This window comes from Streptomyces sp. NPDC033216, from assembly GCF_055577115.1.
Genome location: NZ_JBVIQK010000020.1, coordinates 25,660 through 48,294, shown reverse-complemented (window position 1 = coordinate 48,294; position 22,635 = coordinate 25,660). Strand labels below are relative to the sequence as shown.

The following is a 22,635-nucleotide window of genomic DNA, read 5'->3' as shown; positions in this document are numbered from 1 at the left end:
GGACGGACGCCGGCCACGGGAGCGCCGCCGACGCGGGCCGATGCGTGAGGGGGTCTATGCCCCCCGCTCCATTTGATCGATCAGCCGTCCGAATCGAGTCCGCCAGCGGAGTTCCGTCTCGCCCTCGCCCTGGAACTCGTGGGTGAAGCGGACGGCGGTGCCGCCCTCCTGGTCGTGCTCCAGGTGGAAGCGGATCCGGCCGCCGGCCGCCACCGTGTACTCGGCGACCCGCTCCACGTCCCAGGCGGTGACCTGCCCGGCGCCCAGGCCCGGCAAGCCGATCACCCCGCCCAGCCGGGGTTCGAGGACGTCGACGGCACCGAACCAGCCGGACAGGCCCTCCGCGGTGGCCAGGACCGGCCAGACCGTCTCCGCGGGGCGCGGGAGCCGCACCAGCAAATGCAGGATGTGCGTGTTCCCGTGGGTCTGGCTGGAGCCCTGTTCGATGGAACCGGTCATGACACCAGAGTGACCCCCGGGACCCGCTTCCGCACGGCTACGGCGTACCGGGCCGGGCCCCCGGCCCGGTCATGAAGGGCTCAGAGGCCGGCCGACCGGAGCACACCCAGTCCGACGTCGGCGTAGGAGTGCTTGCCCGAGACGAAGATGTTGACGCCGTAGTAGTTGAACAGCCAGCAGCCGAAGGCCGCCAGCGCGAGGTAGGCGGCCTTGCGGCCCTTCCAGCCCGCGGTGGCACGGGCGTGCAGGTAGCAGGCGTAGGCGACCCAGGTGATGAAGGACCAGGTCTCCTTGGGATCCCAGCCCCAGTAGCGGCCCCAGGCGTCGCCCGCCCAGATCGCGCCCGCGATGATCGTGAACGTCCACAGCGGGAAGACGGCCGCGTTGACGCGGTAGGCGAACTTGTCGAGGGTCGCCGCGGCGGGCAGCCGGTCGAGGACCGAGTTGGCGAACGTGCCGGGCCTGCCGCCGCCCGCCAGCTTGTTCTCGTAGGAGTCCTTGAACAGGTACAGGATCGTGGAGACCGCGCCGACGTAGAACACCGCGCCGCAGAAGATCGCGGTGGAGACGTGGATGTACAGCCAGTACGAGTGCAGGGCGGGGACCAGCTGGTCGCTCGCCGTGTACAGGACGGTGACCGCGAGGCCCAGGTCGAGCAGGACCGAGGTGATCAGGAACAGTCCGAGCCAGCGCACGTTCTTCTTCAGCGCCAGCAGCGCGAGGTACACGCCGACGGCCACCGTGGAGAAGGTGATGTTGAACTCGTACATGTTGCCCCACGGCGCCCGCTGCACCGAGAGAGCGCGGGTGAGCACACCGCCGAACTCCACCAGGAACGCGAGGACCGTGAGGGAGATGGCGATACGGCCGTAGAGGTCGCCCTGCTCGTCCCCGCCGTGAGCGCCCGGCCCGTCGGGCACCTCGCGGGCCCCGGCCGCGGCCCGCACCACGACCTTCGGCCGCTCCAGCACGGCGGTGCCGCCGGCCGTCCGCACGGTGACGGCCGGGGCCGCCTTCCCGGCCGGGGCCTGGGCGGTGAGCGCGGCGGCGGTGCGGCCGACCTTGCTGCGGCCGCCGAAGATCCATTCGGCGATGTACGCGAAGAAGGCCAGGGTGTAGACGGCCATCGCGGAGTAGATGAGCGTGTTGCTGATGTTCGCGAGGTTCTCGTTGGTCGCGGCGGCGAGAGTCACCGCGTCGGCGAGGTCGGGTGCGGCGGCGAGAGTCACTTCTCAGCCCCTTCGGCAGGTACGGCTCGAGGGTCGGGGGAGGGTTCGCCGGGGTCGGCGGCCCCGGTGCTGTCGTAGAGGATCCCGGCGAGGTCGCCCAGTTCCTCGGGCACCTTCGCGGACTCGCTGCGGCCGAGGCCGGCCATCTCCACGACCGTCACCCCGTCGGCGCCCCGCACCGCGCGCACCCACACCCGGCGGCGCTGGATGAACAGGGAGGCGGCCAGGCCGAAGATCGCGGCGAACGCGCCGGCCAGCGCCCAGCCGCTGCCGGGCTGCTGGGTGATCTGGAAGTTCGCCCATTCCTTGGTGCCGTCGTAGGTGATCGAACCGGCGCCGTTCGGGAGGGTCAGGGTCTCGCCCGGCTCGAGGTTGTCCCGCAGCTGGAGGTCCTTGGAGTCCTTGAACGCCTTCATGTTCCGCTTGTCGAGCTGGTACACGCTCTGCGGGATGCCCGAGTCGACACCGAGGTCGCCGTGGTACGGCTCCAGGTTCAGCACGGGGTTCAGCAGCGCGGGGAAGGCGGAGGACACCTCGTTGCCCTCGGCGTAGCTCGGCAGGAAGAAGGCCTGGAAGGCGAGCTGTTCCCTGACGCCCTTGGCGTCGCGGTAGCCGTCGTACACCTTGATCACGCCGGAGGAGGTGACGTTGGAGTCGAGCGGCAGCAGCGGTACGGCGTCGTGGTAGACGACGTCGCCCTTGCCGTCCCTGACGGTGACGACGGGGGCGTACCCGTGGGCGGTGAGGTAGACCTTCGAGTCGCCGATCTCCAGCGGGTGGTTCACCTTGACCGTGGTCTTCCTCTCCTTGCCGTAGGCGCCCTCGGAGTAGGTGATGGCGGCCTCGTAGGTGCGCGGAGTGCCCTTGTTGGGGCCGGTGACCTCGTAGGTGCCGGTGAAGTCCTTCAGCGTGAAGCTGAACGGCGCCAGGTCGTCGGGGTCGAAGAGGGTGCCCGACTTGAAGTCGTCGTACTGGGTGAGGGTGTTGGAGAAGCCGCCGCCCTCCAGGACCAGCTTGTTGCCCTCCATCTTGAACAGCTGGCCCCAGGCGAAGGCCGTCAGCATCACGATGAGGGCGACGTGGAAGGCGAGGTTGCCGACCTCGCGCAGATAGCCCTTCTCGGCGGCGACCGCGTCACCGACGAGGTGCGCGCGGAATCGGCGCTTCTTCAGCAGGGCGAGCGCGGCCTCACGCACCCGCTCCGGATCGGCCCCGGTACGCCACGTCGTGTACGCGGGCAGCCGGGTCAGCCGCTTGGGCGCGCCCGGCGGACGGCCGCGCAGCTGGCCCACGAACTGCCAGGTGCGGGGCACGATGCAGCCGATGAGGGAGACGGACAGCAGGATGTAGATCGCGGAGAACCACACCGAGCTGTACACGTGGAAGAGGCCGAGCTTGTCGTAGAGCGGCGCGAGCGTGTCGTGCGCCGCACGGAAGTCGGCGACCTTCGTGGCGTCGGTGCCGCTCTGCGGGATCAGCGAACCGGGGATGGCGCCGAGCGCCAGCAGCAGGAGCAGCAGCAGGGCGACCCGCATCGAGGTCAGCTGGCGCCAGAACCAGCGGGCCCAGCCGAGGACGCCCATGGCCGGGACGCCTCCGAGCGACTCCGTGGGCGCGGTGGACAACTGGGAGCCGGCCACGCCGAGGTCCTGGTCCTCCGGGGCGGTGGCCTTCGTGGGTTCGTCGGCGGTGGTCTTGCTCATCGATCAGATCCCCACAGTGAAGCCGTTGGACCAGGACTGAAGATCCTGCACCAGGTGGTCCCAGGCGCCGGTCAGCAGCAGCAGACCGGTCACGATCATCATCGAGCCGCCGATCCGCATCACCCAGACATAGTGCCGCTTGACCCGGGCGAAGGCGCCGAGCGCCTTGCGGAAGGCGACCGCGGCGAGCACGAAGGGGACACCGAGGCCGAGGCAGTAGGCGACGGTGAGCAGGGCGCCGCGGCCCGCGCTGCCCTGCTGGGAGGAGAGGGTCAGCACGGACGCCAGGGTCGGTCCGATGCACGGTGTCCAGCCGATGCCGAACAGCGCGCCGAGCACCGGGGCACCGGCGAGCCCGGCCACCGGCCGCCGGTGCAAGCGGAACTCGCGCTGGGTCATCCAGGGCATCAGCCCCATGAAGAAGACGCCCATGAGGATCATGAGCACGCCCAGCACCTTGGACAGGACGCCCTTGTTGGCCTGGAGCGTGTCGCCGAAGTAGCCGAACAGGGCCCCGCTGGAGACGAATACGGCCGTGAAGCCGGCCACGAAGAGGGAGGCTCCGGCGACCATGCGGCCCCGCCGGGCCTCGGCCAGGTCGGTACCGGCCACGCCGGTGACGTACGACAGGTAGCCGGGGACGAGCGGCAGGACGCACGGGGAGAAGAAGGAGACGAGTCCGCCGAGCAGCGCGACGGGCAGGGCGACGAGCAGGGCGCCGTTGAGGACCGTGCCGTTGTAGCCGTCCACGGCGAGCATCGTGACGGTGCTCACGTCACTTCTCCGCGAGGACCGGGTCGATCATCGCGCGCAGCTTCTCCTCGCTGAGCGCGGCCAGCGAGCGGGCCGCGATCTTCCCGTCCCGGTCGAGGACGAGCGTGGAGGGGATCGCCTGCGGGTTGAGCGTGCCCTTCTCGAAGCGGAGCATCAGCCGGCCGGTCGGGTCGTACAGGCTGGGATAGGTGACGCCCTGCTCCTTCTCGAAGGCGCGGGCGTTGGCGGTGCTGCTGTCGCGGGTGTTGATGCCGACGAACTGCACGCCCCGGGCCTTCAGGTCGGTGGAGACCTTCTGGAAGTTGGGCGCCTCGGCACGGCAGGGCGCGCACCAGGAACCCCACACGTTCACGACGACGATCTTGCCCTTGTAGGAGGCGACGTCGAGCCGCTTGCCGTCGATGGTCTTGCCGGACAGGTCGGGAGCGGCCGTGCGCTCGCCCTTCTCGACGGTCGAGATCCCGTTCTTGCCCATGACGAAGTTGGTGTCACCGCCCCCGCCGGAGGTGCCTCCGGAGGTGCACGCGGACAACAGCAGCGCCGTGGCGGCTGCGACGGCGAGAGACAGAGGGGTGCGGCTGGCGGCACTCATGTGAAAAGTTTCGCATGCCCGTTCCGGGGATCTTGCGCACCCCCCTTACGGGGAGAAACCCGCATTTCAGGCGGCGGATCCGGAGCCCGTCGGGGTGCCGGCGCCGGTCTTCGGCGCCGCCGCGAGGAACTCCTTCCAGCCGCCGGCCGGCTGCTGGCCGACGTCCAGCGTGCGCAGCTTGGCGAGCACCTCCGGCTTCTGTACGTCGATCCAGTCCACGAACTGCCGGAAGGAGACCAGGCGTACGTCCGCGCCCTTCTCCTTCTCGCGCGCGATGTGCTTGAACGCCTCCTCCACGGCGTCCATGTAGATGCCGCCGTTCCACTGCTCGAAGTGGTTGCCGACGAAGAAGGGTGCCCGATTGGTCTCGAATGCCCGCTTGAATCCCTGTATGTACGCCTGCGCCGACTGCTGCCGCCAGCCCGGGTAGTTGTGGCTGGGCGCCTTGGTCGAGTTGACCGACTGGTTGGCGAGCATGTTGTAGTCCATCGACAGGACCTCGAAACCGCGTCCGGGGAACGGTATCTGCTGCAACGGCAGGTTCCATATGCCCTGCTTCTTGTCGGGCCAGACCTGGCGGCCGCCCGGCGAGGAAGCGTCGTAGCGCCACCCGAGCGAGCGGGCGGTGGGCAGCAGGTTGTCCTGGCCGAGGAGGCAGGGCGTACGGCCGCCGACGAGTTCCTTGTCGTAGTCGAAGGGGAGCGCGGGCAGGTCGGTCCACCCACTGTTGGTGCGCCACTCCTTCACGAACGACTTGGCCTGGTCGATCTCGTCGCGCCACTGACGGGCGGTCCAGTTGCCGACGGACCCGGAACCGGCGCAGAAATGCCCGTTGAAGTGGGTACCGATCTCGTGCCCCTCCAGCCAGGCGCGGCGCACGTTGACCAGGGTCGCCTTGACGTGGTCGTCGGTGAGGTAGCCGATGTCGGAAGCACCGCGGGGGTTGTTGGGCGGGTCGTAGAGCCGCTTCTTCGACTCGGGCAGGAGGTAGATCCCGGAGAGGAAGAAGGTCATCGCCGCGCCGTGCTCCTTGGCGAGGTCCAGGAAACGCGGGAACAGTCCGTTTCCGACCTCGCCCGCGCCGTCCCAGGAGAAGACGACGAACTGCGGCGGCTCCTGACCCGGCTCCAGCGGCTCGGGCTTGGCCGGCTGGTGCGGCTGCTTCCCCGTGAAGGAGGTGGAGCCGTCACCGATCGGACGGACGGTGGCCGTCGGCTTCGGGGAGCCCGAACCGCCCTTCCCCGCCCCGCCGGGACCGCTGCCGTCGCTCGGGCCGTCCGACGGCGTGAAGCTGCCGCAGCCGGCGAGTCCGGCGGCGGCCGCGGCCCCTGCGCCCAGTCCGAGTGCTCCCCTGCGGGTGAGAGTGCGCATGGCATCCCCGTTCGTCGCGTGCTCTGGTGTCACCCACCAAGAGGACGCGTCGAACGGGGAGGTTCCGATCGTTTGTGCGTATTCCGTAACAGCCCGGAGAGATCAGGGCAGGCCCCGAGGAGATCGGCTCGTGCCCGCAGGGATCACGGCTCGCTCCCGAGGATCACGGCTCACGCCCCGGAGGGGCCAGGGCTCACGCCCCGAAGGCCTTGCCCTTCCCCTTAACGGGCTTGGCGCCGGCCAGCAGGTGGGGCGGCACCAGGTCGCGGGCGGGCTCGGAGTATCCGACGGACACGATCGTGTCGCCCTGATACGTGAACGACGTCAGCGAGGCGAGCGTGCACTGCCGCTTGCGCGGGTCGTGCCAGAGCCGCCGCCGCTCGACGTAGGACCGGACGATCCAGATCGGCAGCTGGTGGCTGACGAGCACCGCCTCGTGTCCGCGGGCCCTGTCCTTCGCCGCGTCCAGCGCGCCCATCATGCGCACCACCTGGTCGACGTACGGCTCGCCCCAGGACGGCTTGAACGGGTTGTAGACGTGCCGCCAGTTCTCCGGCCGGCGCAACGCCCCGTCGCCGACGCCGAAGGTCTTGCCCTGGAAGACGTTGCCCGCCTCGATGAGCCGCGCGTCGGTGCCGATGTCGAGCCCGTGCGCCTTGGCGATCGGGGTGGCGGTCTCCTGCGCCCGCTCCAACGGGGAGGCGCAGACGTACGTCACGTCACGGGAGGCGAGGTGCTCGGCGACCCTGTCGGCCATCCGCCGGCCCAGGTCGGAGAGGTGGTAGCCGGCGAGACGGCCGTAGAGGATGCCGTCCGGGTTGGCGACCTCGCCGTGCCGCATCAGGTGGACGACGGTGAGGTCCTTGCTGTTGCCGGTGTGGTTACCGGTGGTGTTCTCGGTGCTCACGCGCTGGCCTCCGCAGCCGCTCGGGCCGCCGCCGGAAGGGCGTCGGCGATGCGCTGGACGGCCCGTTCGTCGTGGGCCGTGGACACGAACCAGGACTCGTAGGACGAGGGCGGCAGGTAGACGCCGTTCGCCAGCAGCGAGTGGAAGAAGGCGGTGAAGCGGAACGACTCCTGCGCCTTGGCGTCCTCGTAGTTGCGGACGGGCCGGTCCGTGAAGAAGACGGAGAACATGTTCGAGGCGCTCTGGAGCGTGTGCGCGACGCTCTCCTTCGTCAGCGCCTCCGACACCAGCGTCTGGATCTGCTCGGACACGGCGTTGATCCTCGCGTACGCGGCGTCGTCGAGGAGCCGGAGCTGGGCGAGACCGGCGGCGGTGGCGACCGGGTTCCCGGAGAGGGTGCCGGCCTGGTAGACGGGTCCGGCGGGCGCGAGGTGCGCCATCACGTCGGCACGGCCACCGAAGGCCGCGGCCGGGAAGCCGCCGCCCATGACCTTGCCGAAGGTCATCAGGTCCGGCTTGACCCCGTCGATCCCGAACCATCCCGCCCGGCTGGTCCGGAACCCGGTCATCACCTCGTCGGAGATGTAGAGGGCGCCGTTGTTCTGGCAGGCGTCCTTGAGCCCCTGGTTGAAGCCGGGGAGCGGCGGTACGACGCCCATGTTGCCCGGTGACGCCTCGGTGATGACGCAGGCGATCTCACCGGGGTGCCGGTGGAAGGCCTCCTGCACGGCCTCCAGGTCGTTGTACGGCAGGACGATGGTGTCGCCGGCCTGGGCGCCCGTGACGCCGGGCGTGTCGGGCAGCGCGAAGGTGGCGACGCCGGAGCCGGCGGCCGCGAGCAGCGAGTCGACGTGGCCGTGGTAGCAGCCGGCGAACTTGATCACCTTGGACCGCCGGGTGAATCCGCGGGCGAGCCGGATGGCGGACATCGTGGCCTCGGTCCCGCTGGAGACCAGCCGCACCTGCTCGACGGGCTCGACCCGGGCGACGATCTCCTCGGCGAGCGTGACCTCGCCCTCACCGGGCGTCCCGAACGACGTACCCCGCGAGACCGCGTCCTGGACGGCGGCGATCACCTCGGGGTGCGAGTGCCCGAGGATCATGGGGCCCCAGGAACAGACGAGGTCGACGTACTCCCGCCCGTCCGCGTCCGTCAGGTACGGGCCGGTGCCGCTCACCATGAACCGGGGCGTGCCGCCGACGGCGCGGAAGGCGCGTACCGGGGAATTCACGCCGCCCGGCGTGACGACGGCCGCACGGTCGAACAGTGCCTGTGAGGCAGGCGCTTCGTATGAATAGGGCAGTTCGCTCATGACCTGCGACTTCTCCGACTTCTCGGACTCCGGTTGCCAGTGACCTCCTCAGGGTAGGCCAGGGCGCCCGAGGGCAGCGGGGCCTGTGCCGTGCCCGCACGGACCGGGCGGGCCGCTACCGGAACCTTTGTCATCTGCGAAACTGAAACGGACTGAGCCTGATAGACGTAGCTCACACCGACAGCGAGTCGAGGGGCTGCGAAGATCCTGCGGACAGGTGTTTCACCGCACGTTTCGGCGTGCGGCCGTGGGGGAGGTCACTGACACGATGATCGGGTTGCGCGGCGGAGCCTGCGCGTCCTAGAAAAGCAGTCGGGTGGAGATATGCATCGCGGTGGCGGACTGGGCGAGGGGACTGATGACCGGGGTCCTCGACGTGCCCGGCGGGGAAGGCACCGGCGCGACGCGGAGGAAGCCGACGGAGCACGTCGGGCGCAGGGCGCCCCTGGGGTCCCCGGCGTGCCCGATGAACCGAGTGAGTCCGAGCGGCTCGACCGTACGGTCGACCGGCTCCGGGCCGGGAGCGGGAATGGTGGTCGGGTGGGGGTGACGTACAAGTACTTCGGCGCACCGGACGGCGCTACCGCGGCCCGGGTCCCGATCTCGATGCGCCCCGAGGAACTCGGCGGCGACGAACTCGGCATGAACGGCATGTTCACCAAGATCAAGCCGGAGACGATGGCCGCGATGGTCCTCACCGGCATCGAGGGCGTCCCCCTGCACAAGGTGCCCCCGCTGGAACTGGTCGTCCTCCATCCCGACTACGCCGTCGTGAAACTCCCCATGACGGTCGTCGACCCCCTCCGCGACATCGGCGAGGAAGCGGTGGGCGCGGCCGCCTTCATCTGGTCCACGGTCCCGGACCGGGGCGGCCCGCGGGACGCGTTCAACGTGTACCAACTGCTGCACGAGTGGCAGGACTTCAGCCACCGGTTGCACGAGGCGGGGCATCAGCCCTATTGCCTGGTGTGGCCCTGAGCGGGATTCCGGGGTGAGGCGGGCGGGACCTGTGCGTCCCGCCTCTCGCGCTGCGGACGGGGGCTGTCCACGCCGCAGGGCCCGCCGACGAACGTGTCACCCGCGCCGTAGCGCCGGAGCGGGGCGTCGAGGGCCGCTCCGACCAGCGGGGCGCTGTCCTCGGTGAGGTCGGTGCGGCCGGTCACGGCGCTGGCCGCCCGTCACAGCCCCCGCTCACCGGACCACCGGTCACGGGCCCGTCCACCGGACCGCCCGTCACGGCCCCCGACCACCGGGCCGACCGGAGCCGGGCCGCCGGTCACGGCCTGCCCGCTCCACCGGGCCGTCGGTGGTCGCGTTCTCGTCATCGCTTCGGAGGTATGTCCGGAACCGTCCTGGTGGCTCCTCGTGTGTCATGGGCACGATGATCCCGTTTGGCGGCAGGACGCACCGTCGCCCACACGGACACCATCCGGAACAACCTCCACCGACGAAGGAAGTCCACCGATGTCCCTGCGTACGCGTACCCGAGCGATCACCACGACCGCGGCACTCGCCACCGCCGCCGCCCTCGCCCTCTCCGGCGCCACCCCGGCCTCCGCGAGCACCGCGGCCGACACGACCGCCGCCGCCACCGTCCCCTGGTCCGCCTCCCACTCCACCGCCTCGGCGGCCGGCGAACGGTGGCTCCAGAGCGGCAAGCTGGTCCTCGACGGCACCCTCACCAACACCGGCACCGGGTGCTACTCGGTCTGGACCCGATTCGCCCACGACTTCGTCGTCCTGCCGTACACCAAACAGGCCGAGATCTGCGGCGCGGGCTCCGTCGGCTTCACCGCCACCAAGAGCTACACGTACACCACCACCGGCACCGTCAGAGTGTGCCGGGGCACGACCGACACCACCGACTGCGGGCAGGCCGTGAGCATCACCCACTGGCCCATCGGGTAAGCCCACGACGGCGCCGGGACCGACGTACCGCGTCCCGACCGTCCGCAGCACGGTCAGCGCCACCGCCCGTGCCACCTCGGCCACGTCCCGCACGGACACGTGCCCCCTCCCACGCCGCCCGGTCCCCCGGCGGTACGACGTCCACGTGCCCTGCGCACGGCCCCGCGTAGCGCCCGGTCCCGACGCCCGCCCGCGGCCCTCACTCCGCCCCGCCCACCGTGAACCCGATCACCGCGCCACCGCCCGCACGCCGGAAGGCGAACGCCGCTCCCCCGTGCGCCAGCGCGACCTCCCGCACGATCGAGAGACCGAGCCCCGAGCCCGGCAGGGAGCGGGCGTCCGCGGCGCGGTAGAAGCGGTCGAACACGCGGGTGAGGTCGGTCTCGGTGATGCCGGGACCGCGGTCGAGGACCTCGACGCGCACGGTGCCGGGCCGGGCCGGGCCGGTCACGTTGATCTCGATGGGCTCGAGCCCCTGGCGATCGAACTTCGCCGCGTTCTCCACGAGGTTGGACAGCGCCCGCTGGAGCATGGCGGGCCGCCCGTCGCTGGTGGTGTCGCCGCTCGCACGGACCACGATCCGCCGACCGGTACGGCGCCGCGCGAGCCCCGCCACGTCCTCGGCCAGGTCGGCGAGGTCGATCCGCTGCGGCGGCTCGGTGTCCGACTGCCCGGCGGCGAGATCCACCAGTTCGTTCACCAGATCGGTCAGCTCACGGGCCTCCTGGCCGAGATCGGCGACGAGTTCGTCCCGTGTGCGGGGCGGCAGCTCGTCGATGCGGCGCAGCAGCGAGATGTTGGTCCGCAGCGAGGTCAGCGGCGTACGCAGCTCGTGCCCGGCGTCCTGGACGAGCCGGCGCTGGTCCTCCTCCGACTGGGCGAGGCGCCCCAGCATGCGGTCGAAGGCGCGTCCGAGGCGTCCCACCTCGTCGTAGCCGGTGACGGGGACCTGGACGTCGAGCCGACGGGTGCGGGCGACGTCCTCGGCGGCGGCGGTGAGGATGACCAGGGGGTGGGTGATGCGCCGGGCCAGCCACCAGCCGAACAGCCCGGCCGCCGTCACGACCGCGGCCATGAGGATCAGCGTGCGCTGCTGGAGCGCCCGCAGCAGGTCCTCGGTGTCGCTGAACTCCTGCGCGATCTGCACCGCGCCCCGGCCGCCGCCCAGCGCGACGGTGGCGACCCGGTAGACGTCGTCGCCGACGTCGACGTCCTTGTGCTCGACGATCGTGCCCGCGCCCGCCGCCGCGGCGATCTCCCGGTCGGCGTCCTTGACGGGCAGCCCCGGATTCCCGCGGTCGAAGACGGTCCCGTCCGCCGCCAGCACCTGGACGTCGGTGCGGGCCGGGCGCACGATGTCGTGGCCCGGCGCGGCGGAGGAGAAGTCGGCGGGGTCCATCGCCCGGTCGCGCACCTCGTCGCGCAGGTCCTGCACGACCTCGTCGAAGACGGACTCCTGGTCCACCCGCACCAGACGGGCGGCGGCGTTGTACGACAGGACGCCGACGAGGACGGTGACGACCGCGGTCACCGCCGCGAAGGACACCGCGAAGGTGGTGCGCAGCGAGCCGAGTTTCGGGCGCCGCCGGGACACCCACCGCCGTACGCGGCCGGACACGGGGTGCGCCTCAGTCTTCCCGCAGCACGTAACCCACGCCCCGCACGGTGTGGATCAGCTGCGGCGCGCCGGGCCCGTCGAGCTTGCGGCGGAGATAGCCGACGTAGACGGCGAGGTTCTTGGAGCCGGGGCCGAAGTCGTAGCCCCAGATACGGTCGTAGATCGTGGCGTGGTCGAGGACGATGCCGGCGTTGCGCACCAGTAGTTCCAGCAGCTCGAACTCGGTGCGGGTCAGTTCCAGCTCGCGCTCCCCGCGCCAGGCCCGCCGCGCCTGCGGGTCCATGCGCAGACCGGCCACCTCCAGGAGGCGGGCGGCTGCCGCTCTCGGCGCGTCGCCCCTGGGGGCGTCCGTCACCGCGGCGTCCGTCACCGCGGCGCCCTTCGGCGCGTCGGCGGGCGCGCCGGGACCGGTGCGGCGCAGCAGCGCGCGCAGCCGGGCGAACACCTCCTCGACGTCGAAGGGCTTGACGACGTAGTCGTCGGCGCCCGCGTCCAGGCCCGCGATCCGGTCGGCGGTCTCCACGAGCGCCGTCAGCATCAGGATCGGGGTGCGGTCGCCCTCGGCGCGCAGCACCCGGCAGACCTGGAGGCCGTCGATGCCGGGCATCATCACGTCGAGGACGAGGACGTCCGGCGGCGACTTGTGGGCGTGCGCCAGGGCCTCGACGCCGTCGGCGACCGCGGTGACCTGGTAGCCCTCCAGGGTCAGCGCGCGCTCCAGGGCGTGACGGATGGCGCGGTCGTCTTCGGCGAGCAGCAGCTTCTGAGGCACGCGCCCAGTCTCCCAGCCCTCACGGGCCCACGGCGTGGCGAGAGGCTCACCGCGCGCCCTTCTTACGTGCCTCTCACCCGCCCCCGCCGACTCAGCCCGCCGGCCGCGGCGCCCCGCCCCTCTCAGCCCGCCGGCCGCAGCGCCGCGAGCTGCTCGGCGAACGGCACCACCGCGAACTCGTCCCTCACGGCCGGCCGTGCCGCCGCCAGGCCGGTCATCAGAGCGGCCAGCTCCCCGGCTGCCCGCTCGATCCGCTCGGGCAGACCCTCCGCGCCCCAGTCCTCGGAGGCGGCGTAGACACCGGTCGGGACGACGACGGCCCGCAGGTAGGCGAACAGCGGCCGCAGCGCGTGCTCCAGCACCAGGGAGTGCCGGGCCGTGCCGCCGGTGGCCGCGACCAGCACGGGCTTCCCCGCCAGCGCGTCCTTGTCGAGTACGTCGAAGAACGACTTGAACAGCCCGCTGTACGACGCCGAGAACACCGGCGTGACCACGATCAGTCCGTCCGCTGCCGTGGCCGCGTCCAGCGCGGCGGCCAGCTCGCGGCCCGGGAACCCGCTGGTGAGGTTGTGGGCGATCTCCACGGCGAGGTCGCGCAGCTCGACGACCCGCACCTCCGCCGGGGTGCGCTCGGTGGTGGCCGCCGCCAGCCGGTCGGCCAGCAGGCGGGTGGACGACGGGACGCTCAGTCCCGCCGAGACGACGACGAGCTTCATGCGACGTTCTCCTTCCCCGGAGCGGCGGCGTCGTTCACGCCGGCCGTCTTGCGGGCCAGCAGGGACTGGTGGGTCGGCGCGTCCGGCACGTCGGCCGGGCGGCCCTTGGCGAACTCCTCGCGCAGCACGGGCACGACCTCCTCGCCGAGCATGTCGAGCTGCTCCAGCACGGTCTTCAGCGGGAGTCCCGCGTGGTCCATCAGGAACAACTGACGCTGGTAGTCACCGGCGTACTCGCGGAACGACAGCGTCTTCTCGATCACCTGCTGCGGCGAACCGACGGTCAGCGGGGTCTGGTCGGTGAAGTCCTCCAGGGACGGCCCGTGCCCGTAGACCGGCGCGTTGTCGAAGTACGGCCGGAACTCGCGCACCGCGTCCTGCGAGTTCTTCCGCATGAACACCTGGCCGCCGAGGCCGACGATCGCCTGCTCCGGCGTGCCGTGCCCGTAGTGGGCGTAGCGGGCCCGGTACAGCTCGACCATCCGCCTGGTGTGGTCGGCCGGCCAGAAGATGTTGTTGTGGAAGAAGCCGTCGCCGTAGAACGCGGCCTGCTCGGCGATCTCGGGCGAGCGGATGGAGCCGTGCCAGACGAACGGCGCCACACCGTCCAGCGGCCGGGGCGTCGAGGTGAAACCCTGGAGCGGGGTGCGGAACTTGCCCTCCCAGTTCACGACGTCCTCGCGCCACAGCCGGTGCACCAGGTTGTAGTTCTCGATGGCGAGGTTGATGCCCTCGCGGATGTCCTGCCCGAACCAGGGGTAGACCGGACCGGTGTTGCCGCGGCCCATCATCAGGTCGACGCGCCCGTCGGCCAGGTGCTGGAGCATCGCGAAATCCTCGGCGATCTTCACCGGGTCGTTCGTGGTGATCAGCGTGGTCGAGGTGGACAGGATCAGCTTCTCGGTCCGCGCGGCGATGTAGCCGAGCATCGTCGTGGGGGACGACGGCACGAACGGCGGGTTGTGGTGCTCACCCGTGGCGAAGACGTCCAGGCCGACCTCCTCGGCCTTCAGCGCGATGGCGACCATGGCCTTGATCCGCTCGCGCTCGGTCGGCGTACGCCCCGTGGTGGGGTCCGGCGTCACATCGCCGACCGTGAAGATCCCGAACTGCATGGTCGCTCACCCTCCAAAGTTGTTTATCGTTCAACTATACCGCCCAACAGTGACCCGCCTCCGCGTATTCCGCCGACTCCGCCGACTCCGCCGACTCCGCCGTCGCCGCCGGATGTCAGTGCCCCGCCCTACGATCCCCACATGGCCGCCCCACGCCGTGACACCCGAGGCATCGTCGACGCCGCGGAACTCTTCGCCCGCGTCCGCTTCCGGCGCCGTGAACCGGCGCCGCCGCTCCGCCCCTACCTGGAGCACTACTGGCTGATCGACTGGGACCTGGACCAGCCGTACGCCTCCCACGTCGTCCCGCACCCCTCGGTCAACCTCGTCTTCCAGCACTTCGAGGACGAGGCCCCCTTCGCCGAGATCTCCGGCATCGGCCTCGGTCTCTTCACCCAGAGGCTGACCGGCCGGGGCCGGGTGTGCGGGGTGCAGTTCCGCCCCGGCGGCTTCCGCCCCTTCGCGCCCGGCCACCTCGTGTCCGAGTGGACCGGCCGCCGCGTCCGTCTCCCCGGCACCGACCCGGCGCCCGTCCTCTCCCCCGCCGACGAGGACGCCCGCGTCGCCGCCCTCGACGCCCACCTCCTCGCCCTGGACCCCCGCCCCGACCCCCAGGCCGACCAGGCCATGGCCCTCGCCGACCGCATCCGCACCGACCGCACCATCCGCCGTGTCACGGACCTCGCGAGCGCGGAAGGAGTGTCGGTACGCCACCTGCAACGCCTCTTCGCCGCCTACGTGGGCGTCGGCCCGAAGTGGGTGATCCTCCGCTACCGCATCCACGAGGCCCTGGAGCGGGCGGAGACCTCCACCGCCCTCGACTGGTCCGCCCTGGCGGCCGACCTCGGCTACGCGGACCAGGCCCACCTGGTACGCGACTTCAAGGCGACGGTAGGAGTACCACCAACGGCGTACGCGCCACGCCAGGACCGCGCGAACCGACGGGACCGGCCGCCCACCCGCCAAGGGGCGCGAGCGACTGCGCGTCCGGCACCCCACCCGCACCCGCGCACGACACCCCCGCCCCCACCTGCCGAGGGGTACGGGGAACCGCGCGACCAGCCGCAACCGGCCCGCACGGGCGAACGACGCCCAGCCACCCAGAAGCCCTACGAGCCGAGCGGCACCGGCAACGCGTCCGTGTAGCCGTTCACCGGCCGCTCGATCTTCCCCACGGTGCGGCCGTCCAGCGCGACCGCCGCCGACGACGTACCCAGCGTGCCCTGTGCGTGCCAGGTCCCCGTCACCGTGACCCAGGTGTCGGCCTTCGGCGCCGCGACGCCGTACACCCGTACCTTCACGGACTGCGCGTCCGCCGCACAGCACGACAGCATGATCCGCGTCAGATACCAGCCCCCGCCACCGTCCGCCGGCGTGACGAACCCGGTCATCCGCACCGTGCGCCCCTGGATGGCCCGCTCCTTGTCCTGCTGCACCCGCTGGGTGAAGTCGGTCAGCGTGATCGGCAGCGGCGAGGTCGCGGGCAGCGGATCGAAGCCGTCCTCGTCGACGACCGCGACGGCCTTGGGCGCCTCCCGCGAGGCGGTGTACGAGCCGAGCGCGGGCGGGGCGTAGAACAGCAGACTCAGCGCGGGCAGGAACAACAGCCAGGCCACGCGCGGCACACCCGAGTGACCGTGATCGTGACCGTCGCCGTCCTCCTCGGGCCGCTCCGACGGCCGCCGGGCCGACCACGTCTCCGCCGCCCCCAGCAGGATCAGCAGCACGCCCGACGCGATCAGCAGCGGCCGCATGCCCTCCTTGACGTACCTCAGGTACGCCTCCGTGAACAGGGAGGCCCGCAACAGCCCGAGACCGCTCAGCACCAACAGCCCCACCTGCACGAACCGCTTCACAGCAGCACCCCTCCCACGACCACGCTGCACACGCAGGCGACGACGGCCGTGGCGCTGGAGAACCGGACCGCGAAGGCGCGCCCGAAGGTGCCCGCCTGGAGGGCGATCAGCTTCAGGTCGACCATCGGGCCGACCACCATGAACGTCAGCCGGGCCGTCGGCGAGAACCCGCTGAGCGAGGCCGCGACGAACGCGTCGGCCTCCGAACACACCGCCAGCACGATCGCCAGCACCGCCAGGAACAGCACCGACAGCCACGGGGAGCCGGAGAAGGTCTCCACCACCGAGCGCGGCACGGCCACGTTGAAGGTCGCCGCCGCCATCGCGCCCACCACCAGGAAACCGCCCGCGTGCAGGAAGTCGTGCTGGAAACCGCGCCGGAACTCCGTCCAGCGGCTGTGCCCCGGCCGGTGCCCGGTCCGCCGCACCGCCGGCTTCAGCCACTCCTCGCGCCCCCGCCAGAGCCACAGCCAGCCCATGACCGCCGCCGTGACCAGTGAGGCCACCAGCCGGGCCAGCACCATCTCCGGACTGCCGGGAAACGCGATCGCCGTGGCGGTCAGCACGACCGGGTTCACGGCGGGCGCCGACAGCAGGAACGCGAACGCGGCGGCCGGATCGACGCCCCGCCCGATCAGACTGTTCGCCACCGGCACCGACGCGCACTCACAGCCCGGCAGCACCACCCCCGCCGCCCCCGCGACCGGCACCGCGAACGCGGCCCGCTTCGGCAGCAGCCGGTTGAACACACTCGCCGGCACGAACGCGTTGATGGCCCCCGACAGCGCCGTACCCAGCAGCAGGAACGGCAGCGCCTGCACGGTCACCGCGAGACACACCGTCCGCCACGCCTGCACCGCCGGCTCGTCCAGCGACCGTCCCACGAGCACCAGCACCGCGCCCGGCAGCACGGCGGCACCGACCAACAGCAGCGGCCAGTTCCGCGGCAGCGCACGCCCGGCGCCCCCCTCCGGCGTCCGTCCGGCCGATATGTGGGCGTCGTCCTCCGTGTGCCTACCCGCATGCGTGTGCGCATGCGGGCCCTCGACCGCCCGCATGCCTAGACCAGCCCTCCCCGCAGCCGCACGACCTGCTCCCCGCTGAACTCCACCGTCCGCCTCATGTGCCGCACGATCACCGCCAGTTCCGCATCGTCCAGATCCCCGAAAAGAGGGCTCCAGTCGCCGCCCAGCCGTTCCCAGGTCCGCCCGAACTCCGCGATCCGCTCCGGTACCGTCGCCACCAGCACCCGCCGCCGGTCGGCCGCGTCCCGCTCGCGCACGACGTATCCCGCCTTCTCCAGCCGGTCCACCAGCCGCGTCGCCGACCCCGTGGTCAGCCCCGTCAGCTCGGCGACCCGGCCCGCCGTCACCGGCTCCCGCTCCAGCGACAGCAGGTTCAGACACTGTAGGTCGGTCGGGTGCAGCCCCAGCCGGTCGGCGACGGCCTGATTGAACAGCGCGAACGCCGCGACGTACCGGCGGGAGACAACGGACAGCTCCTCGAGCAACCGCGACCGCACGTTCCCGGACATCGCCCGCACACCCCTTCGTAGCGCCGTCCGCAGATCGTACGACGTGCCCGCAGCCCGGCCGGCCGACAGCGCGGCCGCCGCCCATGGGGCGACAGGGCCCTGTGCGAAGCTGCTGCCATGCTCGTGCTGCGCTCCGCCGCCCTCTTCGCCGTCGCCGCGCTCCTCGAGATCGGCGGCGCCTGGCTCGTCTGGCAGGGCGTCCGGGAGCACCGCGGCCGGCTGTTCGTCGGGGCCGGCGTCATGGCCCTCGGCGCCTACGGATTCGTCGCCACCCTCCAGCCGGACGCGAACTTCGGCCGCGTCCTCGCCGCGTACGGCGGTGTCTTCGTCGCCGGTTCACTGGCCTGGGGCGTGATCGCCGACGGCTTCCGTCCAGACCGCTGGGACATCACCGGCGCCCTGATCTGTCTGGTCGGCATGGCCGTGATCATGTGGGCACCGCGCGGGCAGTGAGCGCCCTGACCCGCCTATCCTGGCCGGGCGGGCTCTCGACCTCTCGTCCCGCTCGCCTTCATCCCGTTCGAGGAACCGAGGAGCAGCTCCCATGGCCACCGCCGCCCCGTCCGCCGCCTCCCGCATCGCCGTCGTCACGGGTGCGAGCAGCGGTATCGGCGCCGCCACCGCCCGGCAGCTCGCCGCGGCCGGCTACCGCGTCGTCCTCACCGCCCGCCGCAAGGACCGGGTCGAGGCGCTCGCCGAGGAGATCACCGAGGCGGGCGGCTCCGCGACGGCGTACCCGCTGGACGTCACCGACCGCGCCGCCGTCGACGAGTTCGCGACGGCGTTCCGGACCATCGGCGTCCTCGTCAACAACGCGGGCGGGGCGCTCGGCGCCGACCCGGTCGCCACCGGCGACCCCGCCGACTGGCGCACCATGTACGAGACGAACGTCATCGGCACCCTCAACCTCACCCAGGCCCTGCTTCCCAAGCTCGTCGCGAGCGGCGACGGCACGGTCGTGGTCGTCTCCTCCACCGCGGGCCACGGCACCTACGAGGGCGGCGGGGGCTACGTCGCCGCCAAGCACGGCGCCCACGTCCTCGCCGAGACCCTGCGCCTGGAGATCGTCGGACAGCCCGTCCGCGTCATCGAGATCGCCCCCGGCATGGTCCGGACCGACGAGTTCGCCCTGACCCGCTTCGGCGGCGACGAGGACCGGGCCGCCAAGGTCTACGAAGGCGTGGCCGAGCCCCTCACCGCCGACGACGTCGCCGAGACGATCACCTGGGCCGTGACCCGCCCCAGCCACGTCAACGTCGACCTGCTGGTCCTTCGCCCGCGCGCCCAGGCCTCCAACACCAAGGTTCACCGGGAGTTGTGAGACCGCACGGACAGCCCGTGCGCGGTGACGCCGCTGAGAGGCGGCCGGCCTGACACGTGCGAAGGGGTCCGAGCCACCTGGCCCGAACCCCTCGCCCCCCCGTGCGCAGCCCTTCGGCCCGGTCCCCCTCGCTCCCGTGCGCGCCGGCCGCCCGGCAGGGCTCAGCCCTTCACGCAGACGACCTGCTTCAGCTTCGCCACGACCTCCACCAGGTCCCGCTGCTGGTCGATGACCTGCTCGATCGGCTTGTAGGCACCCGGAATCTCGTCCACGACGCCGGAGTCCTTACGGCACTCCACGCCCCGCGTCTGCTCCTCCAGGTCCCGCGTCGAGAACCGGCGCTTCGCCGCAGTCCGGCTCATCCGTCGACCCGCGCCGTGGGAAGCCGAGTTGAAGGCCTTCTCGTTCCCGAGACCCTTCACGATGTAGGAACCCGTGCCCATGGAACCGGGGATGATCCCGTACTCACCGGAACCGGCCCGGATCGCGCCCTTCCGGGTCACGAGCAGGTCCATCCCGTCGTACCGCTCCTCGGCCACGTAGTTGTGGTGCGCGCTGATCTCCGTCTCGAAGGCGGGCTTCGCCTTCTTGAACTCCCGGCGGATCACGTCCTTCAGCAGCGCCATCATGATCGTGCGGTTGTACTTCGCGTACTCCTGGGCCCAGAAGAGGTCGTTGCGGTACGCCGCCATCTGCGGGGTGTCCGCCACGAAGACGGCGAGGTCGCGGTCGATCAGGCCCTGGTTGTGCGGGAGCTTCTGCGCCACACCGATGTGGAACTCGGCGAGTTCCTTGCCGATGTTCCGGGAGCCGGAGTGGAGCATCAGCCAGACCGAACCGGTCGTGTTCGTGCACACCTCGACAAAGTGGTTTCCGCCGCCGAGCGTCCCCATCTGCTTGGTGGCACGCTCCTGACGGAACTTGACCGAATCGGCGATCCCCCCGAACCGCCCCCAGAAGTCGTCCCATCCCCCGGTCGCCAGCCCGTGGAGCCGCCCCGGCTCGACGGGACTGTCATGCATCCCCCGCCCCACCGGAATCGCCTGCTCGATCTTCGACCGCAGCCGGGACAGGTCTCCCGGCAGGTCGTTCGCCGTCAGGGACGTCCTGACCGCGGACATCCCGCAGCCGATGTCGACCCCCACCGCCGCCGGGCACACCGCGCCCTGCATCGCGATGACCGAACCGACGGTCGCCCCCTTGCCGTAGTGGACGTCCGGCATGACGGCCAGGCCCTTGATCCACGGCAGGGTGGCGACGTTGCGCAGCTGCTGGAGCGCGCCGTCCTCGACCGTCGCGGGGTCGGTCCACATCCGGATCGGGACCTTGGCGCCCGGCATCTCCACGTACGACATATCGTCCTCATTCCCCCGAAAAGCAACATAAGTCACACATCGCAAAAACGGTGCCAAGGTCGGCAATTGAGACGACGGACCGGCATCCACGGTGGTGCGTGCGATACACATTGTCTGCCGGGGCGGCCCCCGTCCGGCAAGCGATTAACCAGCGGGGACACTGGACCCGCCATCCACGATGTGACCGTCGAGAGGAGCCGACCGTGCAGCGGAAGGCGTACGTTTCCGGCGTCGCCGCACTCCTCGCGGCGCTGCTGGTCGGCTGCACGAGCAGTGCGGACGACGGCGACCCGACGGACAACTCACACCCGGGTGACGCCGGGACGGTGACCGCCGCCGCCCAGCCGGGCCGCTACGACGCCCTGCCGGAGGCCTGCGGAGCGGTCGGCCGCAGCACCCTCGACTCGCTTCTGCCGGGCATCCTCCAGATCGCCGACGAGGCCCAGCGCGAGACCGCCTACGAGGGCCGGGCGACGCTGACCTTCGACACGGACCGCAAGGCCGGCTGCCGCTGGAAGGTGGACTCCACGGACGCCATCGACCACCTCGGCGTCGACTTCGAGCGCGTGGTCTCGTACGACAACGCGGTGAGCGACGACAGCCAGGCGGAGACGTTGTTCGCCGGGAAGGTGACGGCGGCCGGCCTCCCCGCGCCCACGCCGTCCGGCCCGACGGCGACACCCTCCTCGTCCGCGTCCGCTTCGGCGTCCGCCTCTGCCTCCGCCTCCGCCTCCGCCTCCGCCTCCGCGTCGGCCGACCTCCAGCCCCGTCTCCTCGACGATCTCGGGGACGAGGCCTTCATCGACGACGTGCTCGCCAGCTCCGGTTCGACGGCGAAACAGCGCACGGTGACTGTGGTGTTCCGCACGTCGAACGTCATCGTGAGCATCGAGTACGAGGAGCAGGCGACGTCCCTCGGCATCGTCCCGGACAGCAAGGAAATGCAGGACAGGGCACGGAATCTGGCCGCGCAGATCGCCGACTCCCTCGGCGGCTGAGGCCACTTCGGGCCGATCCGCCCCGCACGCCCGATGCCCCGGAAGCGGAAACGCACAGCATCTTCACCGCGTACCGTGGCCTCCCGGACCCGATCCGACCGCAGGAACCACGAGCGTCATGAGTGAAGGAACCATGCAGCGACGAGCCCAGCGAGACGACCAGCGTGCCCAGCGAGACCGGCGAGTGCTGCGGGCCGGAGGGCTGAACCGCCTCCTGGCCGCGGCGGCCGCGGTCCCCGTGATGCTGATCGCCGCGGGCTGCTCCTCCGACTCCGGCTCCGGCTCCGGTGACGAGTCCGCCGCCGCGCAGAAGGACGGCGGTGCGTCCGCCGGCATCTCCCGGAGCGCCGAGCCGACCGTGCAGGCCGCGGCGTACAAGACGCTGCCCGAGGCGTGCGGCGTGCTGTCGAAGAAGACACTGACCTCGCTGGTGCCGAAGGCCCCCGCCAAGGGCAAGGAGGGCACGTCGAGCGATGTCGCGGCACGGGCCTCCTGCTCCTGGTCCAGCCTGGACAACAACGGTGTGAAGGGCTCCCAGTTCCGCTGGTTGAACGTCTCCCTGGTCCGGTTCGAGACGGACGCGGCGAGCAGCGGGGAGCAGCAGGCGCAGGAGTACTACACCAAGCAGGTCCAGGGTGCGACGGCGACGACGGGTGCCAGGAACACGAAGTCGCAGACGCTTGCCGGGACGGGGGACCAGGCGACGACCGTGCGCTACGACCTGAAGAAGTCGGAAGGCGCCTTCAAGCAGCAGACGGTCGTCTCGCGGGTGGAGAACGTCGTCGTCACCGTGGACTACAACGGGGCGGGTCTGGCCGGTGACAAGACGCCGGACGCGGCCGCGCTGGTGAAGTCGGCGGAGCTGGCGGCGAAGGAGACGGTGGCGGCGGTCGAGGCGGCCAACGGGGAGGGCGGTAGCGGGAGTTCCGCGTCCTCGGCCCCGTCGGGGACCCCGTCGAAGACCCCGTCCAAGAGCCCTTCGAAGACCCCGTCGAAGACGCCGTCCGCTTCGGCGTCCGCTTCGGCCCCGCCGTCGGCCTCCGCATCGGCCGCGGCGGCCGCCAAGAAGAGCTGACGTACCGGCAACACGTGAA

Annotated in this window: 22 protein-coding genes and 1 pseudogene; 7 read left to right on the top strand and 16 right to left on the bottom strand. The window is 71.3% G+C overall.

Features of this window, described 5'->3' with window-relative positions; translation table 11 throughout:
- Window positions 1–54: 54 nt before the first annotated feature.
- The 8 genes from ACZ5Y0_RS28670 to hemL form a co-directional block, all read right to left on the bottom strand.
- The gene (locus ACZ5Y0_RS28670) at window positions 55–459 is read right to left on the bottom strand and encodes an SRPBCC family protein (RefSeq protein ID WP_469131583.1); all 405 of its coding nucleotides are present in this window, start codon (window positions 457–459) and stop codon (window positions 55–57) included.
- An 80-nt stretch (window positions 460–539) separates the two neighbouring features.
- Window positions 540–1,652, bottom strand: a complete 1,113-nt coding sequence (gene ccsB, locus ACZ5Y0_RS28665) for a c-type cytochrome biogenesis protein CcsB (protein WP_469131652.1) — start codon at window positions 1,650–1,652, stop codon at window positions 540–542.
- 32 nt (window positions 1,653–1,684) lie between these two features.
- The gene (resB, locus tag ACZ5Y0_RS28660; protein WP_469131582.1) at window positions 1,685–3,391 is read right to left on the bottom strand and encodes a cytochrome c biogenesis protein ResB; all 1,707 of its coding nucleotides are present in this window, start codon (window positions 3,389–3,391) and stop codon (window positions 1,685–1,687) included.
- A 3-nt stretch (window positions 3,392–3,394) separates the two neighbouring features.
- On the bottom strand, window positions 3,395–4,165 hold the full coding sequence (locus ACZ5Y0_RS28655) for a cytochrome c biogenesis CcdA family protein (RefSeq protein WP_469131581.1): 771 nt from the start codon (window positions 4,163–4,165) through the stop codon (window positions 3,395–3,397).
- A gap of 1 nt (window position 4,166) precedes the next feature.
- Complete coding sequence (locus tag ACZ5Y0_RS28650; protein ID WP_469131580.1) at window positions 4,167–4,757, bottom strand: TlpA family protein disulfide reductase; 591 nt, start codon at window positions 4,755–4,757, stop codon at window positions 4,167–4,169.
- A gap of 66 nt (window positions 4,758–4,823) precedes the next feature.
- A complete protein-coding gene (locus ACZ5Y0_RS28645; RefSeq protein WP_469131579.1) occupies window positions 4,824–6,128 on the bottom strand; it encodes a polysaccharide deacetylase family protein in 1,305 nt (434 codons plus the stop codon).
- 193 nt (window positions 6,129–6,321) lie between these two features.
- Window positions 6,322–6,969 (bottom strand): histidine phosphatase family protein, encoded by a 648-nt coding sequence (locus tag ACZ5Y0_RS28640; protein ID WP_469131651.1) that lies wholly within the window; start codon window positions 6,967–6,969, stop codon window positions 6,322–6,324.
- A 62-nt stretch (window positions 6,970–7,031) separates the two neighbouring features.
- Window positions 7,032–8,348 (bottom strand): glutamate-1-semialdehyde 2,1-aminomutase, encoded by a 1,317-nt coding sequence (gene hemL / locus ACZ5Y0_RS28635; protein ID WP_469131578.1) that lies wholly within the window; start codon window positions 8,346–8,348, stop codon window positions 7,032–7,034.
- 324 nt (window positions 8,349–8,672) lie between these two features.
- Between hemL and ACZ5Y0_RS28630 the strand changes: the two genes are divergently transcribed.
- Window positions 8,673–9,326 carry a hypothetical protein gene (locus ACZ5Y0_RS28630; RefSeq protein ID WP_469131577.1) on the top strand — a complete coding sequence of 218 codons (654 nt, stop codon included), beginning with the start codon at window positions 8,673–8,675 and terminating at the stop codon, window positions 9,324–9,326.
- Between the two features lie 486 nt (window positions 9,327–9,812).
- Window positions 9,813–10,256 carry a hypothetical protein gene (locus ACZ5Y0_RS28625; protein ID WP_469131576.1) on the top strand — a complete coding sequence of 148 codons (444 nt, stop codon included), beginning with the start codon at window positions 9,813–9,815 and terminating at the stop codon, window positions 10,254–10,256.
- Window positions 10,257–10,455: 199 nt separating this feature from the next.
- Here ACZ5Y0_RS28625 and ACZ5Y0_RS28620 read toward each other — a convergent pair whose 3' ends face one another.
- The 4 genes from ACZ5Y0_RS28620 to ACZ5Y0_RS28605 form a co-directional block, all read right to left on the bottom strand.
- Window positions 10,456–11,874, bottom strand: coding sequence for a HAMP domain-containing sensor histidine kinase (locus ACZ5Y0_RS28620; RefSeq protein ID WP_469131575.1), 1,419 nt, complete (start codon window positions 11,872–11,874; stop codon window positions 10,456–10,458).
- Window positions 11,875–11,884: 10 nt separating this feature from the next.
- Window positions 11,885–12,646, bottom strand: coding sequence for a response regulator transcription factor (locus ACZ5Y0_RS28615; protein ID WP_469131574.1), 762 nt, complete (start codon window positions 12,644–12,646; stop codon window positions 11,885–11,887).
- Between the two features lie 122 nt (window positions 12,647–12,768).
- Window positions 12,769–13,362: an FMN reductase gene (locus ACZ5Y0_RS28610; protein WP_469131573.1), complete on the bottom strand. Its 594-nt coding sequence runs from the start codon at window positions 13,360–13,362 to the stop codon at window positions 12,769–12,771.
- Window positions 13,359–14,477, bottom strand: a complete 1,119-nt coding sequence (locus ACZ5Y0_RS28605; protein ID WP_469131572.1) for an LLM class flavin-dependent oxidoreductase — start codon at window positions 14,475–14,477, stop codon at window positions 13,359–13,361. The genes ACZ5Y0_RS28610 and ACZ5Y0_RS28605 overlap by 4 nt, the downstream gene beginning before the upstream one ends.
- Before the next feature lie 141 nt (window positions 14,478–14,618).
- On the opposite strand from ACZ5Y0_RS28605, the pseudogene ACZ5Y0_RS28600 reads away from it, so the two are divergent.
- Window positions 14,619–15,401, top strand: a pseudogene (locus tag ACZ5Y0_RS28600) (DUF6597 domain-containing transcriptional factor); the annotation flags it as partial.
- Between the two features lie 185 nt (window positions 15,402–15,586).
- Here the strand turns inward: ACZ5Y0_RS28600 and ACZ5Y0_RS28595 are convergent.
- From ACZ5Y0_RS28595 to ACZ5Y0_RS28585, 3 genes are read right to left on the bottom strand one after another with little or no spacing between them, the layout of a single operon-like run.
- Complete coding sequence (locus ACZ5Y0_RS28595) at window positions 15,587–16,333, bottom strand: TIGR03943 family putative permease subunit (RefSeq protein ID WP_469131571.1); 747 nt, start codon at window positions 16,331–16,333, stop codon at window positions 15,587–15,589.
- Complete coding sequence (locus tag ACZ5Y0_RS28590; protein ID WP_469131570.1) at window positions 16,330–17,391, bottom strand: permease; 1,062 nt, start codon at window positions 17,389–17,391, stop codon at window positions 16,330–16,332. Before ACZ5Y0_RS28590 ends, ACZ5Y0_RS28595 begins: the two co-directional genes overlap by 4 nt.
- A 2-nt stretch (window positions 17,392–17,393) precedes the next feature.
- Window positions 17,394–17,867 (bottom strand): MarR family winged helix-turn-helix transcriptional regulator, encoded by a 474-nt coding sequence (locus tag ACZ5Y0_RS28585; protein WP_469131569.1) that lies wholly within the window; start codon window positions 17,865–17,867, stop codon window positions 17,394–17,396.
- Between the two features lie 117 nt (window positions 17,868–17,984).
- Here ACZ5Y0_RS28585 and ACZ5Y0_RS28580 point away from each other — a divergent pair, with 117 nt between their 5' ends.
- Both ACZ5Y0_RS28580 and ACZ5Y0_RS28575 read left to right on the top strand, forming a co-directional pair.
- Complete coding sequence (locus ACZ5Y0_RS28580; RefSeq protein ID WP_469131568.1) at window positions 17,985–18,320, top strand: YnfA family protein; 336 nt, start codon at window positions 17,985–17,987, stop codon at window positions 18,318–18,320.
- Window positions 18,321–18,411: 91 nt separating this feature from the next.
- On the top strand, window positions 18,412–19,188 hold the full coding sequence (locus tag ACZ5Y0_RS28575) for an SDR family NAD(P)-dependent oxidoreductase (RefSeq protein WP_469131567.1): 777 nt from the start codon (window positions 18,412–18,414) through the stop codon (window positions 19,186–19,188).
- Window positions 19,189–19,349: 161 nt separating this feature from the next.
- On the opposite strand, the gene ACZ5Y0_RS28570 is transcribed toward ACZ5Y0_RS28575, so the two are convergent.
- Window positions 19,350–20,543 carry an RtcB family protein gene (locus ACZ5Y0_RS28570; protein ID WP_469131566.1) on the bottom strand — a complete coding sequence of 398 codons (1,194 nt, stop codon included), beginning with the start codon at window positions 20,541–20,543 and terminating at the stop codon, window positions 19,350–19,352.
- 203 nt (window positions 20,544–20,746) lie between these two features.
- Between ACZ5Y0_RS28570 and ACZ5Y0_RS28565 the strand changes: the two genes are divergently transcribed.
- Window positions 20,747–21,541 carry a DUF3558 domain-containing protein gene (locus ACZ5Y0_RS28565; RefSeq protein WP_469131565.1) on the top strand — a complete coding sequence of 265 codons (795 nt, stop codon included), beginning with the start codon at window positions 20,747–20,749 and terminating at the stop codon, window positions 21,539–21,541.
- Window positions 21,542–21,659: 118 nt separating this feature from the next.
- On the top strand, window positions 21,660–22,616 hold the full coding sequence (locus ACZ5Y0_RS28560; protein ID WP_469131564.1) for a DUF3558 domain-containing protein: 957 nt from the start codon (window positions 21,660–21,662) through the stop codon (window positions 22,614–22,616).
- Window positions 22,617–22,635: the final 19 nt, after the last annotated feature.

Excerpts from the sequence above, each read along its gene's own strand:
- ACZ5Y0_RS28670 (WP_469131583.1), bottom strand. The coding sequence starts at position 459 with ATGACCGGTTCCATCGAACAGGGCTCCAGCCAGACCCACGGGAACACG.
- resB (WP_469131582.1), bottom strand. The coding sequence starts at position 3,391 with ATGAGCAAGACCACCGCCGACGAACCCACGAAGGCCACCGCCCCGGAG.
- ACZ5Y0_RS28650 (WP_469131580.1), bottom strand. The coding sequence starts at position 4,757 with ATGAGTGCCGCCAGCCGCACCCCTCTGTCTCTCGCCGTCGCAGCCGCC.
- ACZ5Y0_RS28645 (WP_469131579.1), bottom strand. The coding sequence starts at position 6,128 with ATGCGCACTCTCACCCGCAGGGGAGCACTCGGACTGGGCGCAGGGGCC.
- ACZ5Y0_RS28640 (WP_469131651.1), bottom strand. The coding sequence starts at position 6,969 with ATGCGGCACGGCGAGGTCGCCAACCCGGACGGCATCCTCTACGGCCGT.
- hemL (WP_469131578.1), bottom strand. The coding sequence starts at position 8,348 with ATGAGCGAACTGCCCTATTCATACGAAGCGCCTGCCTCACAGGCACTG.
- ACZ5Y0_RS28630 (WP_469131577.1), top strand. The coding sequence starts at position 8,673 with ATGCATCGCGGTGGCGGACTGGGCGAGGGGACTGATGACCGGGGTCCT.
- ACZ5Y0_RS28625 (WP_469131576.1), top strand. The coding sequence starts at position 9,813 with ATGTCCCTGCGTACGCGTACCCGAGCGATCACCACGACCGCGGCACTC.
- ACZ5Y0_RS28610 (WP_469131573.1), bottom strand. The coding sequence starts at position 13,362 with ATGAAGCTCGTCGTCGTCTCGGCGGGACTGAGCGTCCCGTCGTCCACC.
- ACZ5Y0_RS28605 (WP_469131572.1), bottom strand. The coding sequence starts at position 14,477 with ATGCAGTTCGGGATCTTCACGGTCGGCGATGTGACGCCGGACCCCACC.
- ACZ5Y0_RS28590 (WP_469131570.1), bottom strand. The coding sequence starts at position 17,391 with ATGCGGGCGGTCGAGGGCCCGCATGCGCACACGCATGCGGGTAGGCAC.
- ACZ5Y0_RS28585 (WP_469131569.1), bottom strand. The coding sequence starts at position 17,867 with ATGTCCGGGAACGTGCGGTCGCGGTTGCTCGAGGAGCTGTCCGTTGTC.
- ACZ5Y0_RS28580 (WP_469131568.1), top strand. The coding sequence starts at position 17,985 with ATGCTCGTGCTGCGCTCCGCCGCCCTCTTCGCCGTCGCCGCGCTCCTC.
- ACZ5Y0_RS28575 (WP_469131567.1), top strand. The coding sequence starts at position 18,412 with ATGGCCACCGCCGCCCCGTCCGCCGCCTCCCGCATCGCCGTCGTCACG.
- ACZ5Y0_RS28570 (WP_469131566.1), bottom strand. The coding sequence starts at position 20,543 with ATGTCGTACGTGGAGATGCCGGGCGCCAAGGTCCCGATCCGGATGTGG.
- ACZ5Y0_RS28560 (WP_469131564.1), top strand. The coding sequence starts at position 21,660 with ATGAGTGAAGGAACCATGCAGCGACGAGCCCAGCGAGACGACCAGCGT.